This is a genomic window from Aphanizomenon flos-aquae FACHB-1287 (assembly GCF_014698755.1).
Classification (GTDB): Bacteria; Cyanobacteriota; Cyanobacteriia; order Cyanobacteriales; family Nostocaceae; genus Dolichospermum; species Dolichospermum flosaquae.
Map to the genome: position 1 here is coordinate 120,973 of NZ_JACJTO010000004.1, position 16,951 is coordinate 137,923.

Below are 16,951 nucleotides of genomic sequence, written 5' to 3' on the forward strand. Positions count from 1 at the left end.
CTTTTAATTTACAGAGGATTTCTAAATATGGACATTGATAATCGTGTATTATTTGTTTTAGCACCTATAGCAATCGCTGCCGGTTGGGCTGTTTTCAATATCGGCGCTGCTGCTATTAGACAAATACAAAACTTTTTGAGCAAAGAAGCGTAATTTACATGAAAGGTGACAGGGGAGAGGGGAAAATTACCAATTACCAATTACCAGTTCCCATGAATATAGATTCCCTGCTCCGTCCCTTTCAGTATTTTGGTGTGAATTTGGGATTATCCCGAATTGTCAATTTATTGGCAACTTTAGGAAATCCCCAGAACCAAGTATCAATTATTCATGTAGCTGGTACTAACGGCAAAGGTTCTGTTTGTGCTTATCTATCTGCGGTACTTACTGAGGCGGGTTATAAAACTGGACGTTACACATCCCCCCATTTGGTTGATTGGACAGAACGTATCTGTATTAATGAACAAGCAATTGATAATAATAAATTGTGTGAATTAATACTCCAAGTTCAAGCAGCAATTAGTCCAGATGAGGAATCTCCTACCCAATTTGAAGTAATTACCGCAGCAGCTTGGTTATATTTTGCACAACAACAAGTTGATATTGCTGTGATTGAGGTCGGGTTAGGAGGTCGTTTAGATGCAACTAATCTCTGTAATCATCCTTTAGTTACAATTATCACTTCTATTAGTAGAGAACACTGGCAAGAACTAGGACCGACTGTAGCCAATATTGCCAGAGAAAAAGCCGGAATTCTCAAACCGGGATGTCCAGCAGTGGTAGGTTCATTACCAGCAGATGCGGAAAAAGTCGTGCAATTGCGGATTTTAGAATTACAATGCCCGATTTTTACCCCCCAACCATCTCGTCAAATTGATCAAAATTGGGCAGAATATCAAAAAATTGAAAGTGATCAATTTATCAGATATCCATTATCATTACAGGGACAAATTCAACTACATAATTCAGCTTTAGCATTAGCAGCTTTAGAAATTCTGCAAAAACAGAATTGGCAAATTTCTGAGGAAGCTATTATTAATGGTATGGCTAAAACCAAGTGGCCAGGCAGAATGCAATGGATAACTTGGAAACAACAAAAACTCCTGATTGACGGTGCACATAACCCAGCTTCAGCTACAGTTTTACGTGATTATGTAGATAGTTTTAAGACTACAAGTATCAATTGGGTCATGGGAATGCTGGCTAATAAAGATCATGGTGATATTTTTCGGGAACTTCTCAAACCAGGAGATAAATTATATTTAGCTCCAGTACCCGACAGTAATTCGGCAGATTTGGCAGAATTAGCTCAGTTAGCAACATCAATTTGTCCAGATTTACATTTTTGTAACACCTATCCAGATGTATTTTCAGCTTTAGATGCTGCTTTTACAACTACAGATAATCAAGTTGTATTATGTGGTTCTTTGTATTTAATTGGTTATTTTTTGTCAGTGGTTAGTAGTTAGTTGTCATTACCTATTATCCCACAATTGGGCGGCATCTTCCACAGCTTTATCAACTGTTTTCTGTCCTAACATAGCTGCTTGTAAATTTTCGTAAATTAATTTTTGTAAAAGTTTAGAATCTTTGAGTTTGGGAGTCAACACCTCAGCTTGTTGTAATTGTGTCGCACTAATTACCCGACCCTTTTCCGTTGTTGTAGCATTGCCAGGAATGTCCTTAAAATAATGATCAGACAATGCCTTAACTGTAGAAGGGAGAACATTAGCAGCTTTAGCAAAAGCTAACTGATTTTGATCATTTGTAACAAATAAAGCAAACCTAACAGCCTGATCAGGATATTTGCTATCACGAGGAATAACTATATTCATCACAGCAACATTTTTCTTACCCGTATCACCCGTAATTTGTGGTGCTATTGCCGAAGCTTGGGCAACAGTAGGGGCATTATTAGCAATAGTTTTCAGAAATTCAGGACCAGAAGCTAAAAAAGCTGTTTCCCCAGCCTGGTATAAATCTATAGCGTGACGATGCCCTTGAGTTAAAGATTCTTTAGGTAACAAACCTTTTGTATACAAATCCACCCAATACTGAAAAGCGGCCTTACCTTGGGGAGTATTGAAACGAGCTTTACCTTCAGCATCAACTAGAGTAACACCCATTTGTACCAATGATTCCAGCACCTCACCAGAGTCCTGGGGGACAAAGGTAGCAAAGAAAGCATACTTACCAGTTTTCTCCTTAATTTGTTGTGCTGCTTGCCCTAATTCTGCGTAAGTGGCAGGAGGTTTTGCAATACCTGCCCGTTTTAATAAATCGGTGTTATAAATGGTTAATCGCGTGGTGAGATACCAAGGAATCCCAAAACTCTTCCCATTCAGACTACTTGCTTGCCAAATATTTGGTAAATAGGTAGAACGGATTTGACTGGTCACCTTAGTATCTAAATCTAACCAAGCATTTTTTCCTGCCAATTGGGAAGCAAAATCGGGATTAAGGTTAACAACATCAGGTGGCGTTTTTGCTGAAACTGCTGTTAAAATCTTATTTTCCATAGCAGACCAAGGCACATCTACCCATTTTACCTTGATACTTGGGTTTTGTGATTCAAATGTCTGAATTAGACCTTGGAAATAGTTGGTAAATTGCGGTTGGAGTTGCATTGTCCAAAATTCAATCGTAGCGGGGGCTGTTGCGGTAGATTTTGGGTAATTGTTAACATTGCTTGTGCTACAACTAACAATCCAGCTAGTAAACAAGCCTAGTAATGATAAACAAAACAGTTGTTTAAATTTTTGCAATTGCATCATTGTGTAAGGTGGTGGTACTTTGAAAATTAATTGCGGTAAAAAGAAGATGGAGAATTGTGTAAATTATAGGGTATATCAATTGTAGTAAGAGGTAATAGATCATGAGTAATTGAGAAAAGTTTTTGATCGGACAACTGACAACAAACCTAAATATTTTCCCTTAGTAATCTAGCAGGTCAAACTGTGATTAAAGCCTTCACTAGTTTTTTTGGTAAAGCCAATAAAGCTATTGGTATTGAATTAGCTCCAGAACGGGTGAGCGTAGTCCAACTACGTAAACAACACCAAAGCTTAAAAATCGAATCTCTGACAACAGTACCAGTCCCAGAAGGTATATTTACCAATGGTCAAATTACTGATTCTCCGAGAATGTCCGAAATTATTCAGCAGGTCATTGCTGAAAGTAAAACTAAAGCCTCTCATGTTGTTGCTTGCATACCAGGACAAAATGCTATTGTGCGGGTGATTTCTGTGCCGTCTGAATTAGACGATAAAGAGTTGCGGGACATGGTAGTTAACCATGAAGCGTCTTTATATTTACCTTACCCCAGAGAAGAAGCTGATGTTGACTGTCAAAAACTGGGGCTTTTTATAGATGAAGACGGGATTGAGAAGGTGCAAGTTCTATTAGTTGCAACTCGTAAAGATGTCACACAAACCTATTTGAATACTTTTGAACAAGCCGGATTAATTGTTGATGTTTTAGAAATTAACAGTTTTGCAATCATTCGTACTGTTCGTGAGCAATTAAAGATGTTTGGAGCCGAAGAAGCAGCGGTGTTAGTTGACATTGAGTTTGATAGTACAGAGATTGCCATTATTATCAATGGTGTGCCACAATTTTCTCGAACAGTGCCTATCGGTACATATCAACTGCAAAGTGCATTATCAAGGTCTATGAATTTACCAGCGTCACGGGATATGGATATGTTGGAAAGTATTACTATCCCCACAACTATACCAGATTCAGTCAATACTGGCATAACTGGGAGTAATCCTGGTATGGCCTCTATGTTGAAGGTTCTGGGAGAATTAGTTGGTGAATTGCGTCGTTCTATTGATTTTTATATTACTCAAAGTGAAAATCTAGAAGTCGTGCAAATTCTGTTAGCAGGTCCTGGAGGAGGATTACCACAAATTGATGAGTTTTTTCATCAAAGATTGAGTTTACCCACTGTCCAAATAGACCCGATTGCTTCTTTGTCTTTGGAGGTAGATACTGAAAAATATCCTTTAATTAAACGTCCTGGTTTAAGTATTATTCTGGGTTTAGGAATGCGAGGGGTATAATAAATGTACAGCTTAGATATTAACTTTCTCAATGATCGTCCAGAATATCAAAAAATAAATCCCAAGAAACCTGACAAACCACCTATTCAATTAGGTGATTTCATTCCAGTTTATATAGGGCTGGGAGTGGGTTTAATAGTACCTGGCTTGGTGTTTATAAGTTCTTCAATTCTGGAAGGAAAAACCGCTGAAGTGAATCAGGAAATTACCAAGCTAGAGGAAGAAATTAAGGTTTTAGATGGCAAAGTAGCCAATATTGACAAGTTCAGGGCGGAAATAACTAGCATTAATAGCCAAAATAAGGCTTTAGTAACAGTTTTTGATCAAATACGTCCTTGGTCTGCTATGTTACAGGATTTACGCGATCGCATTCCTGATAAGGTGCAAATTGAAACTATTAAGCAAACTGCTCCCCCTCCTCCTGGTGCAAATCCTGTGGCTGCAACCCCTGGTAATAATGCTACTCAAACTGCTGGATTCTTGGAAATTTCTGGTTTTGCAATTTCCTATAGCTTGGTTAATGATTTTTCCCTGAGTCTACAACAATCTAAATTTTTGAATGAAACCAAAATTATCAAAGCAGAATTAGTGGACGCAACAGCTATTACGGGTTTTATACCGCCAAAAACAGAGAAAGCAAATGCAACAATTAAACCTCCTCAAGTAGTTAAATACACTATCAAAGCAGGTTTAAGTAGTGTGCCAGCATCTGATTTAATTCCCGAATTAGAGAAAAAAGGCACCGTCGGACTAGTAGATAGACTTCGTAATATCAAAAAAGTAGGAGTCATTGGCAAATGACATTTAGTGATGATTTAAATTCTCCTATCCCAATCACCCAGATTCAAGATTCTACCCCTGTTGTTTTTGGTGTCACCTTAACACCAACTATTATTGGTGGTTTGGTCGGCTTTTTAGGTGTAGCCAGTGCAGCTTATATGCTTCTCAATATGGCAATGCCCGCATGGGATACTTATCAGCAGCAACTAGCTAAACGAGATGAACTACAAATTAGTGTTAATCAAAAAAAGATCCAAGCGCAACAAATTGATAAAGTATTAGCAGATTTAGCGACATCTAAGGAACAACAAAAACGAGTTTTAGCTTTATTTGCTAATGAAAAAAGTTTGGATACCCTATTATTAGATACCAGTCGGTTAATAGATTCTAGTAATAGACAGGCCTTAGGCAATGCCATTAGAGCTAAAATGAAAAGCTTTACCCCCGTTTCTGACAAATCTGTTCCAGTGGACGATGGTAGTCTTGGTGTAGAAGTTAACAATAAACTGAAACGCAGCATTATCAATGTAGAAATTGAGGGCAATTTTGCCCAAACTCAATCAATTATCCGAAATATTGAGCGATTACAGCCTTTATTGTTAGTTAAAAACTATAATTCTCGATTGTCTGCACCGGAAATGTCAGAGGACAAAGATAACCCTGTTCCCATTGGTATCGGTAAACTGACAACCAGTTTCGCGTTAGAGGCTTTAATGCCACTAAATGCTGAGGAAGTAGCAGATTTAGCGGCTAAAGCACCGAAAAAATAAATAAATTTGATTGCTAAGGGCAATCCTTCGACTTCTTTCAGGAATTCGCAGGTAAGACGTAAAATCAAATATACTCCCTGTTTCCTATTCTCCACTCCTTGCTATCCTTGACAATTTAGACTTTTATTTTATTTGAGGAATAAACTGTGAAACAGTTTTATAATGGTGTTTTCGTATCCGGTGCGACCGCTTGTGTACTATTAGCTGCCCAACCAGTTTTAGCACAGTTAACACGGGTTACTGATGTTCAACTCAATCCCATTCCGGGAGGACTCAGTGTGATTTTAAAAACCACTGCTGGAAATCGTCCTCAACTATTTACTACCAAAAAAGATAAATCTTTGGTTACGGATGTGATTAATGCTCAATTACGTTTACCTAAGGGTAGTTATTTCCGTCAAGAAAAACCAGCACCGGGAATTGCAGTTATTGAAGTTAAACAGTTAAATGCTAATAGTATTCGGGTGACGGTTACAGGTGTTGATACTGTACCCAATAATCAGCCCTTGGTCGGACAAAACAATAATATTATTTTAGGCTTTACCACTACCGCAAATTCAACAGTATTAACTAATGCTCAACCTGTAGAAAAAGTATCCCCTTCATCAGCTAATACCAATAATACCAATCCCGTAGAAAAATTACCAGTATTACCAGCTACCACACTTGAATCTAAATCAGGGGAATCTATTAAACAGCCAGATGTACTGATTCCTAATCCCCAAGTCATTATTGATGGTAAAATTGCTGAACCTGCAGGACCTAATCAACCTTATAATCAAGCTCCTCCTTTCTTACCTAGAGCCGTTGCTCCACCAGTAGGAGATATTACGCAATCTACTATTGATACATCACCGAGTGCGATTGATTTAGGGACTCAGGAACGAGTTCCCCGCTTGGTATTACGTGATGCACCTGTGAGGGAGGTTTTATCACTGTTGGCTCGCGCTGCTAATTTAAATGTAGTTTATATCGGTGGTGAAGCAGAAAAAACACCAGGTGCGGAAGGTGCAACTAAGACATCTCAGACAATTTCCCTAGATATAGAAAATGAACCTGTACAAGATGTTTTTAACTATGTACTGCGGTTGAGTGGTTTAGAAGCTAACCGCACGGGACGCACGATTTTTGTAGGAGCTAAATTGCCTAATTCCACCCGTGATACTGTCATGCGGAGTTTACGGTTAAATCAGGTAACGGTGGGAGTGGCGTTAAATTTCTTAGTGGGTTTGGGTGCGGAAAGTGCTGTCAGCCGTGAAAGACAAGTGACTAGTGTTAATGCTGTAGCCGTTGGTGCGGCGGTATCTCCAATTACCCAAACTCAAACAACTACGGAAACAAAAGTAGAAACTCAACGGATTGACTATAAGGACTCAACACCTTTACTGAGGGGTTTACAGGCATTAGGAGACGAGCGTACCAATTCTGTAACGTTGATTGGTAATCCTAAGCTGGTAGAAATGGCAACAAGTCAATTAGTTCAGCTTGATGTCCGTCGTCGGCAAGTGGTGGTAAATGTCAAAATTATTGATGTCAACCTTTCTGGTATTCAAGACTCTAACACGAGTTTTTCCTTTGGTCTTGGTAATAGCTTCTTTGTGAGTGATGGTGGTGCAGCAGCGTTTAATTTTGGTGGTGTTAATCCTCCTAGTCAATCTACTGCCATTGATAGCGCATTCAGTCCAGCGGTAACAAAAGTTCCGTTACCAAGCGGAGCTACTTTTGGACCGTTTTTTGATTATCAACCGAATTCACCCTTTGGCACTCCAGGTAATAATAATACCATATTACCTAGTGGTGATTTAATTAATGGTTCACCAAATAATAGGTATTATGTACGCCCAAATTTTGGTACAGATGCGAATCCTTTACAACCAGGTATTTCAGAATTACAAGATGGAAAAATAACATACGCAGTTCCTCAGTTATTCCAATATCCTAAGCGGTTGTTAGCTAGTTTGACCGCTAAAGTTACAAGTGGTAATGCTAAGATTTTGACTGACCCAACTTTAATTGTCCAAGAAGGTCAAACGGCCAATGTGAACTTGACTCAAGAAGTAGTAGGAAATATTACGTTGAGAATAACTGATACTGTTGGTGGAACTAGGACAGAAAAAACGCTTGATAAACAAAAAGTTGGCTTAACATTGAATGTAAAAATTGAACGGATTGATGATAATGGTTTCGTTTCTCTATCAGTTGGACCTACTGTCAACTCACCTACGGGTTCAGAAGATACAGGAAATGGAAGGATCTCTTTAGTCGCTGAACGCTCCATTCAATCTGGCTTGATTCGCTTGCGAGATGGTCAAACACTTATTCTTTCCGGTATTATTCAAGATCAAGATCGAACAACTGTTTCCAAATTACCAATCTTGGGTGATATTCCTCTGCTGGGTGCGCTGTTTAGAAAAACGAATAGACAAAATGAACGCAGAGAGGTAATTGTTTTACTGACACCTCAAATTATGGATGACTCGGAGCGTTCTAGTTATGGTTATAATTACACACCTAGTCCCCAGATCCGGCAAGTTCTGGAACGTCAGGGGGTAAGGGTTCAGCCTCGGTAGTTGGTGATCAGAAAATAGGCTGAAACCCCCGTAATTACAGCATTTCTCGGTGTTATGAGGTACATATCTAGCAGGTAAGATGCCCGCACCACAGGAGTTTGACAATTCAATTTTATACCTCATAAGATCGGAAAATGCTGTAATACTTAAATCTTTTAGGAATTTTTAGTAATTGTTTGAAAAGTATTAGGTATGTGAATATACTATCAGTGCTTGATATAATTAGGGGAAATATTCATTATTCAGAATATCTTCAAGACTAAAAGGACATTGCTTTGGAAAAATTTCAGTAGGTAAACCTGTTTTTTGAATTACTTGTCTTCTAGCTTTAGTATAAACCTGTTCCAAACAACTGAGGAAATAGTTGTAAAGAGTTTTGGAGCGAAAAGAAAATTCCAACTCATCACGGAAATTAGAGATTTCAATTTGCCAACCTCGTTGACAGGTTTCTTTTTCAGTTTCCCAATAACAACAAAGCAGAAGATGGATTAATAACTGCTTCAAATAACTTTCTACTTTGCGTCTTTGTTCTATTCCCAATGCTTCAATCTCTTCTGATAAATGCTGCCAATCTAAGTTATCAATATCTCTATTTTCTAGCTGTTTAAGTGTGGTTTCTATCCACAGATAATGATCTGTTTCATATAGTGTTGATTGTAGATTTGTAGAAATTGCTGTAGTCATACTTTATCCTTTGGATAACAGACATTATTATTTTAACATAACTAATTTTAACATAACTAAGTGAAAAATCAAGGCAGCAGCGATCGCAGGAATTTTGAACGAGTCATCAGGGAGAGGTAATAGGTATCACCATGCCAACCAATATATTTATAGGTAGTGTTAATATTAATTAAACAACAAAAACCCCAGAAGTAAAAACTTCTGAGGTATAAAGAGTTTTAGGGACGATTGAGAACAATAGCAATTTTGTCATCAGTTGGAGTAGGCAATCTTTAAACTAATGACAAAATGGCTTTGTTAGGATCTCAAACTAAGAACCTAAAAGCCCACAGGTCAACTACTTAAATACTTTAGCAGAGGGATCTATATTCCAGTAGCCAAGTTGGCATTTTTTAAGAATTACACCATTGTAAAAATTCCTGAGAAATCAGAGAAAATAGCATTAAATCACATCTATCTTTTGACGGATATTAACTAATTCATAAAGTTTGTTTTCAAACTTTTTAGTACAAGCTGACCAATCAAATTCAAGAATTGAGGGACGAGCTTGTTTAGTTAATTTATGTTTGAGATCAGGATTTTCAAGAATTGTAATTACTTTTTGAGCGAAGTCTTCAGGGTTATTAGGTGCAGCGAGAAAACCATTAACTCCAGAAATAACCTGTTCCGCAGTTGAAGGGGCAACAACAGCCACTACAGGAGTTCCAGAAGCTAATGCTTCGTTAGTTGTAGTACAGAAATTTTCCGTAACTGAAGGATTAACAAATATGTCTGCTTTTGCAAACCAACCTAACAGTTCTTTCCCATGAGATTCACCCCAAATAGTCACACCATTGGGGAAATTTTCAGCACGACGGCGAATTTCTGTATCTAAAGGACCACTACCCACAATTACTAAATGTACATCGGGAATTTTAGCAGCAATGAGAGGATAAATATCTAAAAGTTGATTAACATTTTTTTCTGGAGTAATGCGGCCGACAAATAAAATAGTTGGGCGTTGATCATGAGGAATTGGATCATAACAAATATTACGGGGATCAAATTTCTCACAATCAATACCTTGATAGGGTAAATATTCGCTGCGTTGAGCTTTTAATTTTTGGTATTTAGCTAATTGTTCGCGGGAAGAGAATAAACTTAAATCATAAGTTTCACTGAATTGTTTAACTAAAATTGGCAGTAGAGGACGGACTAAATTAAAGAATTTATTACCGAAATAATATTGAATATAGGCAATAATATCTGTATGGAAAATTGAAATAATAGGTGTGTTGGTTTTTCTGGCATATTCTACTCCCACAGAACGGCCATAACCTTGTAAGAAACCAGAATATAAACCTCTCATTTGTGGGGCTTCTTCAACAACAATAATATCAGGTTGAAAGTGAGTGAGTAATTTTGTATCACTCCAATGACGATGGCTTAATGGTTGGGGTAAAGACTTATAAAATATTAGTGGTTCTGAGGGAAATGAATAAGAAGAAAAATTGATAAATGTTTCTAGTTCTTCAATTCCCGACATGGGACGATTACCAACTTGTGGAGGGTATTGATCATTAATTTCTGGGTGAACCAAAAAAACTTCATGTCCTTGTTTCAATAGCCATTGAACCCGCTGGTGTACAGCAACAGAAACGCCTGTTAAAAATGGGGCATATAATCCTGTAAATAAAGCGATACGAAGAGATTTATTTTTCATGATTTTGAGGTGATTTTTTCTGAAAATATAGATTAGTGATGCACTGATTTATAATAATTATTGAATTGAGATATTTTAGATTTTGAAGCGAAAATAAAAAATCTAAAATTTTACCCAGTCTTTAGAGAGAGGCTTTTGGATCAATTGGTTGATCTAACCATTGGTAAGGACGGTATTCAATTAATCGAATATTTTCACGTCCTTGTATTCGATAAGTAATTCCCCGCCAAGTAATAGTTGATGTCCACAAAGAAGATAGCATTGTTAATCCATAAATCCACTGAGTTATGGGAATAACGATTAACATTTTCAGGAAGATTATAGGCGATAGTTTTGGTATTTTTTCACCTTGATTGCGTAGCACTTGATGTATTCCTAATTCCATTAATAGCATTAGTAAAACTAAGCCAATGGTGTAGGAGATATAGGAAAGAAATAATAAAACCGCAGCATACCATTGAGCCTCAAATAATAGCTGGAAAATAACGATAATGACTATATTGGGAATGAGAATACTAGAATATGCCTCACTAACTATAGCCAACCAACGGGGATGATAAAGTTTAGAAACTATTATTAACCTTTTTAATGATTCTAGTAAGTTAAGTAGACTACTTTCTTCCCGATTTAGCATCAATAAAGAAGGAATAAATTTGATTTGTAATTTTTCTTGCTTGATAAGTTTATGGAGGAGCATATCATCTGTTAATACTTCTCCCCACTTATCCAAAAGTTGGAGACGGTTTAAAACTTCTGTTTTAATAGCTAAAGTTCCCCCCCAGGGAATTTGAAAAAGAAACATTTGCACTACACTAGAAACATTTCCAGAGTAGCGAACTAATGAACCCCAATAATTACCTGTGGGAATATACCAACGGTTTCCTGTTGTTAGTCCAACTTGATCATCAATTAGGGGAGTAACTAATTCTCGTAACCAATTAGGATGAGCTACAGTATCAGCGTCTATTAAAGCTATAACTGGATAAGCATTATTTAAATCAGAAACAGCTTGTACCAAAGAACTGCATTTAAGACTACAATTATGACGAATTGCTCTTAATGTACTAATTTGGACGTTAGTTGCACCAAGTTGATTAATTGTTTCAGTGGCAATTTTAAAAGCTGGATCTTCTTTGCTATCAATTATTAACTTTAGATCATATTCTGGGTAATTTTGTTGTAAGAGCGATTGCAAACAATTATGTAAAAAAGGATCAGCACCTCGTAAACAAAGAATTACTGCCGTTTTTGGTAACTGTTCATCTGGTAATAATTTGGGTTTATGTGAGCGCAAATACCATAAAAATACTAACGTTAAACAACTTTGAATTACCAGCCAACCGAGTAAAGACTTAGATAGAAATATCATAAAATCTGGCATTATTTCTATGGTCTTATAAAGGAGTTAGGAGTCAGTAGGGGCGGGAAAATACCGCCCAATGTAGAAAGGAGTTCGTAAGGTGTGTTAAGCTAGAATGCACCTAATTTATTAGGGATAATCTCCAGCAATTCTAAATTCTTAATTAGGGATCAAGAGAATACTTCAAAAAGATATTAATGGTAGTATTCTTATCAACTTTAAAACTGGAATTCTTGAACTTAGGTGTGCCAGTGCTGATGGAAACAGTAGGATTTTGAGAAATCCCAAAACCCTCTTTGGGAATGCCAAAAAAGTCTTTATTGAGTTTGTGATCACCATTTTGATCATCAACTACAGCTACAGCATAAGTCCCAGGTTTTAATCCAGAAAATACCTCTTGAATAGAATTTCCTGTAATTTTAGTACAACCACTTTTAACTTCACTTTTAGCATTATCTGGAAATCCTTTTTCAGAGTTATACACTCTCATACAAATTTCCCCTGTTTGATTACGAATGCCATTAACAACTACAGTTAATGATTTTGTTGATTCAGCCTGTGCTACTTCAGAAAAGCTAATAGTTAGCAAAGTAGCAATTAACAGATTTACAATTTTAAACATTAGTCAATACTTCCTGTTAGTGAAAATTTACTCTTGAGGACTTTTATCTATTTGGCCAATTTTTCAATGTCAGTCTTTTGCAACCATTCATGAGTACGACGCATTCCTTCTGCTAAATTAATTTTAGCCTGATAATTCAAAATACTTTCTGCTTTAGCAATAGAATAGGCATAAGGACGGCTCATAAAATCAACTGATTCTGGGAGAATATCAGCCTTTTTACGAAATAGTTTTTGTCCCTGAAGACGCACCTTGAGAAATAATTTCATTTCCTCTTTAGGTAAAGATATTGGTGCTGGTAAACCTTCTAATGAAGCGAGATGAATAAAATAATCTTTCCAGGAGGTTTCCTGTCCGTCAGTAATATTAAAAACCTCTCCATAAGCTGATTTATCTATTGCTAAAAAGATGGCATCAATTAAGTTATCTACATATAGATGATTCATGACACCTTTGCCTTCATTAGCATAGGCAAATAATTTTTGTCGCATCATTTGAATTGGCCGCACAATCCAAGGAAGACTTCCCGGACCATAAACATCTCCAGCCCGAATTACAATTACTCCAAATTCTGGGTCATTATTCAGTTTTAAAACTTCGATTTCTGCTTCAATTTTTGTTTGACAATAAGCATTATTTTCACCAGAAAGTACACCTGATTCTGTAACTTTCTCCGGGTAATCAAACCCATATACTAAAGCACTAGAAAGATGAACAAATGTTTTGACACCAGCTTGTTTAGCGGCTTTACAGATGTTCATAGTACCGCTCACATTTATTTCTCGAAAATGCTTAATATCCCCGGCTTCTTCGGCAATTTGAGCATTGTGTAAAACTATATCTACTCCCTGACAAGCTTTGGAGCAAATTGCCGGATCTGTAATATTACCAACTAAAATTTCTACACCTAATTTTTGTGCTGTTTGATCCTTAATTTGAGAACTTTGTATACCTCTAACTTTCATTCCTTGAGCTATAGCTAATTCCGCTGCACGTAAGCCAATAAATTCTTCAATTCCTGTAATTAGCAGTGTTTTGTTTTGGAAGTTCATAGGGATCTAGATAGGTGTTTTTTTTGATAGGATGACGTTAGTCACACAGTTGAAAAAGTTATACAAGCTAAGTCATAAAGATCAACTATGAACTGTTGTACTGGCAGGAGAATTGTACTGTTGTTAATAGCATTTAACTTCTATCTTAGGTTAGTGTTAATTTAGAAAATATTTGGCAGTGGTTTATTCGTTTGTGCAACAAATTTCTAAAAACTATCAGCCGGATCAGCAGAACGGAGTTTATTAATAGCTAATGCTCCAGAGGTAATACAAATTAAGACTGTAGATACTAAAACAAGTAAGGCATTATTACTTGTCATAATAATTGGCAATTTAGTTGCTTTCATGGCAAAATCATACAAACCAATGGAAACAATAAAACCAGGAATATAACCTAATAATGCTAAAATTAATGCTTGTTGAAAAACAACATTTAATAAATATCCATTAGCATAACCAATGGCTTTTAAAGTTGCATAGGCAATAAATTGAGTAGCAATATTGCTATATAGAATTTGATAAACAATTACCACTCCGACTACCGAAGCCATAATTAGCATCAAGTTGAGGATAAAACCAATGGGGGTTCTGACTGACCAATATTGTTTTTCAAAATCAACAAATTCTGGACGGGTGAATATTTTTACATCATTTGGTAGATTGGCTTTTAAATTGGCTAAAACCTGTTTTATATTAGCACCGTTTTTAAGTCTAATTACTCCCATATCTATTTTTTCAACGGGACGGTTGTTAGGATTTATTCTTAAAAAAGTTGAGTCACTAACAATTAAATTACCATCAACACCAAAGGAAGGTCCTAAACTAAATAAACCTCCAACTCTCACTCGATAACCCTTAATTGCATCAAAGGGAAATATCTCAATTGGTTGTTTAATATTGCCCTGATTAAATAATTCTGCTATTGGTCCAAATTCTGGACGAGCATCTCTATCAAATAGCATAACATCAAGAATTTTAAGTTTATCTAAATTTTCTGTAACTTCTGGAATATCTAGCACGGGTTTTCCTGGATCAAAACCAATGACATAAATTGAATATTTCTCGCCACTTACGGGATTTTTTAACTTTGCAAATTGCAAATAAATTGAACTAACAGAATCAACACCATCAAAGCCTAATGTTTGATATAATCGAGTCCGAGAAAAACTTTGAATTGCGGTCAAAGATTTATATTGAGAACTAACTAAAAACAAATCACCGTTTAATCTTTGATGTAGTGCTGTAGCACTGGAATATAGTGCATCTTGAAAACCAAGTTGGATAAACATTAACAGCACAATAAAGCCAATTCCGGCTACAGCTATCGCAAAGCGAATTTTCTGCTGGGCAAGCTGTAGCCACCCTAAAGGAATTTTGATATTCATATTAGTTATCAATTGTTAATTGTTAGTTGTCAGTTGTTAGTTGTCAGTTGTCAGTTGTAGAAAATAACCAATAACTAATCACTAATAACCAATCACTAAATCTGGATAGAAACATCAACTTGCAAGTTAGTTAATCGAGATATTTTTTGACTATCGCTAGGATTATCAATAGATATTTTGACTTCAATTACTCTGCGGTCTGCGTCAGAATTGGGATTAATACTAAAGATACCTTGCTTATCAACTTGCCAACCAATTTCTCGGACAGTTCCTTGTAATTTACCAGGAAAGGTAGTGCTGGTAATAATAGCTTTTTGACCAATTCGGACATTTTGAATATCAGTTTGATACACTTCTGCAAGAACTTGCATTTTTGAAGTATTGCCAATTTCTGCAAAACCAGAATTACCAATTACTTCGCCATTTCTGGCATGAATTCGTAAAATTCTGCCATCTATAGGAGAAGTAATGTAAGTTAAATCATGGTCGGTTTTAGCTTGTTTAACTGCTGTTTCTGCACTTTTAACTTCACTTTTTGCTAACTCCACATCTACAGTCCTGACTTCTTGAATACTATCAAGTTTAAATCTTCCTTCTTTAAGTTGATCTTCCAGGGTGTCTTGTGTCCTTTTAAGGGTAGCTTTAGCTTCTTTTAACTGCTGCTGTGTAATTTGTAAAGCTAATTTTTTACTATCAAAAATAGAAGCAGAAACAGCACCATCTTTAGATAATTGTTGATAGCGATCACTTTCTTTTTGAGTGTTTATAACTTCAGCATGAAGACGGGTAATTGTTGCTGATTGAGCCGCAATATCTCCTTTTAATTGAGAATTTAACCGGGTAATTGTGGCTTTTTGAGCATTGATATCTCCGGTTTTTGCTCCAGCTTGTACCTGTGCAAGTTTGGTTCTAGCAATTAACAATTTATCAAATGCTTGTTGGATAGCTGCTTGAGAACGAGCATAGTTTTCTACATAAGCTAATACTTGTCCTTTTTTAACATTATCTCCCTCTTTAACTAGCAGTTTTTCGACTCTAACACCATTGATAGAATTAGGAGCAGATAAATAAGTAATTTTGTCCTGTGGTTGTAACCTTCCTAAAGCAGTTACAGCAACTTTAACAGGAATAGGTTTAGATTTACTAACAGTTGTTACAGCAAAAGATTGAGTGTGAGAATTTATTTTCAACTGATGAAAAATGGATAAAGATACTAATCCCGTAGCTAAAGTTAGAGAAGTTGCCAGAATTATTCTCCATTTTAATGCAATTAGACTGAATAATTGGCGTTTTTTATTTACTGCCATATTTTTATTCCAATGGTATTATTTCGGGAAATACTTGTCATGTTTATAGACCTATTCTCTGTTGCTTTTAGGGAAGAGATATGTCTAATTATTTATCTATGAATTGTTTTCAGCATTTTTAGCTGTTATAAATACTCAAATTAGTGTTTTTTTGCCTCTGGTTATCCTCAATTTTATCTTGAATTGGCATTTAATTAAGTAGTCTAAAATACGATAGCTCTAGAGAGAAATAAAAATCTTTAATTCCCAAGTAGTGATGATGCTAATAACTTGGGGAAATGAATAAACCTACCCATGATTATCCCAAATAACTTTGATATTGTCAACTAAATTTGGTTGTTTTAATTAATAAAATCCTTAATTACATCTTATATTTAATAACTCATGAATTAATATAAAAATCTGTAAGTTTTTTAGCAAATTGTGGTTTATAGTTGCCAAATGTCTATATTTCATCACAATTGAGATATTTATAGGTTTGTCTTCAACGTTGAAAAAATTAATGTTTAGTTTATAAATAACCAATTGTCTAGAAAAGGTAAGTTATCTTATAAATTCATCAAAAACTCAGACTTGATTATGATAGTTTCCTCAAAAAAGACCCATTTATGTTCAAAGGTTTACTATGTATATTTATTGATTAGTTACTTATGAG

Annotated in this window: 14 protein-coding genes; 6 read left to right on the plus strand and 8 right to left on the minus strand. The window is 36.0% G+C overall.

What is annotated here, in order from left to right:
* Positions 1-27 precede the first annotated feature (27 nt).
* Together H6G44_RS03410 and H6G44_RS03415 are read left to right on the plus strand one after the other, a co-directional pair.
* Positions 28-153: a photosystem II protein Y gene (locus H6G44_RS03410; protein WP_190384900.1), complete on the plus strand. Its 126-nt coding sequence runs from the start codon at positions 28-30 to the stop codon at positions 151-153.
* A gap of 59 nt (positions 154-212) precedes the next feature.
* On the plus strand, positions 213-1,469 hold the full coding sequence (locus H6G44_RS03415; RefSeq protein WP_190384983.1) for a bifunctional folylpolyglutamate synthase/dihydrofolate synthase: 1,257 nt from the start codon (positions 213-215) through the stop codon (positions 1,467-1,469).
* 6 nt (positions 1,470-1,475) lie between these two features.
* Here the strand turns inward: H6G44_RS03415 and H6G44_RS03420 are convergent, their stop codons facing one another.
* Positions 1,476-2,774 (minus strand): ABC transporter substrate-binding protein, encoded by a 1,299-nt coding sequence (locus H6G44_RS03420; RefSeq protein WP_190384899.1) that lies wholly within the window; start codon positions 2,772-2,774, stop codon positions 1,476-1,478.
* 183 nt (positions 2,775-2,957) lie between these two features.
* Between H6G44_RS03420 and pilM the strand changes: the two genes are divergently transcribed.
* The 4 genes from pilM (at position 2,958) to H6G44_RS03440 (ending at position 8,184) form a co-directional block, all read left to right on the plus strand.
* Positions 2,958-4,064 (plus strand): type IV pilus assembly protein PilM, encoded by a 1,107-nt coding sequence (gene pilM / locus H6G44_RS03425; RefSeq protein WP_190384898.1) that lies wholly within the window; start codon positions 2,958-2,960, stop codon positions 4,062-4,064.
* Between the two features lie 3 nt (positions 4,065-4,067).
* Complete coding sequence (locus H6G44_RS03430) at positions 4,068-4,865, plus strand: PilN domain-containing protein (protein WP_190384897.1); 798 nt, start codon at positions 4,068-4,070, stop codon at positions 4,863-4,865.
* Positions 4,862-5,614, plus strand: coding sequence for a pilus assembly protein PilO (locus H6G44_RS03435; RefSeq protein WP_190384896.1), 753 nt, complete (start codon positions 4,862-4,864; stop codon positions 5,612-5,614). Before H6G44_RS03430 ends, H6G44_RS03435 begins: the two co-directional genes overlap by 4 nt.
* Before the next feature lie 146 nt (positions 5,615-5,760).
* Entirely contained in the window at positions 5,761-8,184 is a 2,424-nt protein-coding gene (locus H6G44_RS03440; protein WP_190384895.1) for an AMIN domain-containing protein, read from the plus strand.
* A gap of 222 nt (positions 8,185-8,406) precedes the next feature.
* Here H6G44_RS03440 and H6G44_RS03445 read toward each other — a convergent pair whose 3' ends face one another.
* From H6G44_RS03445 to H6G44_RS03475, 7 genes are all read right to left on the minus strand, one after another.
* Complete coding sequence (locus H6G44_RS03445; RefSeq protein WP_190384894.1) at positions 8,407-8,868, minus strand: DUF29 domain-containing protein; 462 nt, start codon at positions 8,866-8,868, stop codon at positions 8,407-8,409.
* A 442-nt stretch (positions 8,869-9,310) separates the two neighbouring features.
* Complete coding sequence (locus H6G44_RS03450) at positions 9,311-10,570, minus strand: glycosyltransferase (RefSeq protein WP_190384893.1); 1,260 nt, start codon at positions 10,568-10,570, stop codon at positions 9,311-9,313.
* Between the two features lie 121 nt (positions 10,571-10,691).
* Entirely contained in the window at positions 10,692-11,951 is a 1,260-nt protein-coding gene (locus tag H6G44_RS03455; protein ID WP_190384892.1) for a glycosyltransferase, read from the minus strand.
* Positions 11,952-12,093: 142 nt separating this feature from the next.
* Positions 12,094-12,552, minus strand: a complete 459-nt coding sequence (locus H6G44_RS03460; RefSeq protein ID WP_190384891.1) for a DUF2141 domain-containing protein — start codon at positions 12,550-12,552, stop codon at positions 12,094-12,096.
* Between the two features lie 47 nt (positions 12,553-12,599).
* The gene (locus H6G44_RS03465; RefSeq protein ID WP_190384890.1) at positions 12,600-13,604 is read right to left on the minus strand and encodes an NAD-dependent epimerase/dehydratase family protein; all 1,005 of its coding nucleotides are present in this window, start codon (positions 13,602-13,604) and stop codon (positions 12,600-12,602) included.
* A 206-nt stretch (positions 13,605-13,810) separates the two neighbouring features.
* On the minus strand, positions 13,811-14,989 hold the full coding sequence (gene devC, locus H6G44_RS03470; RefSeq protein WP_190384889.1) for an ABC transporter permease DevC: 1,179 nt from the start codon (positions 14,987-14,989) through the stop codon (positions 13,811-13,813).
* A gap of 95 nt (positions 14,990-15,084) precedes the next feature.
* Entirely contained in the window at positions 15,085-16,296 is a 1,212-nt protein-coding gene (locus H6G44_RS03475; protein ID WP_190384888.1) for an ABC exporter membrane fusion protein, read from the minus strand.
* Positions 16,297-16,951: the final 655 nt, after the last annotated feature.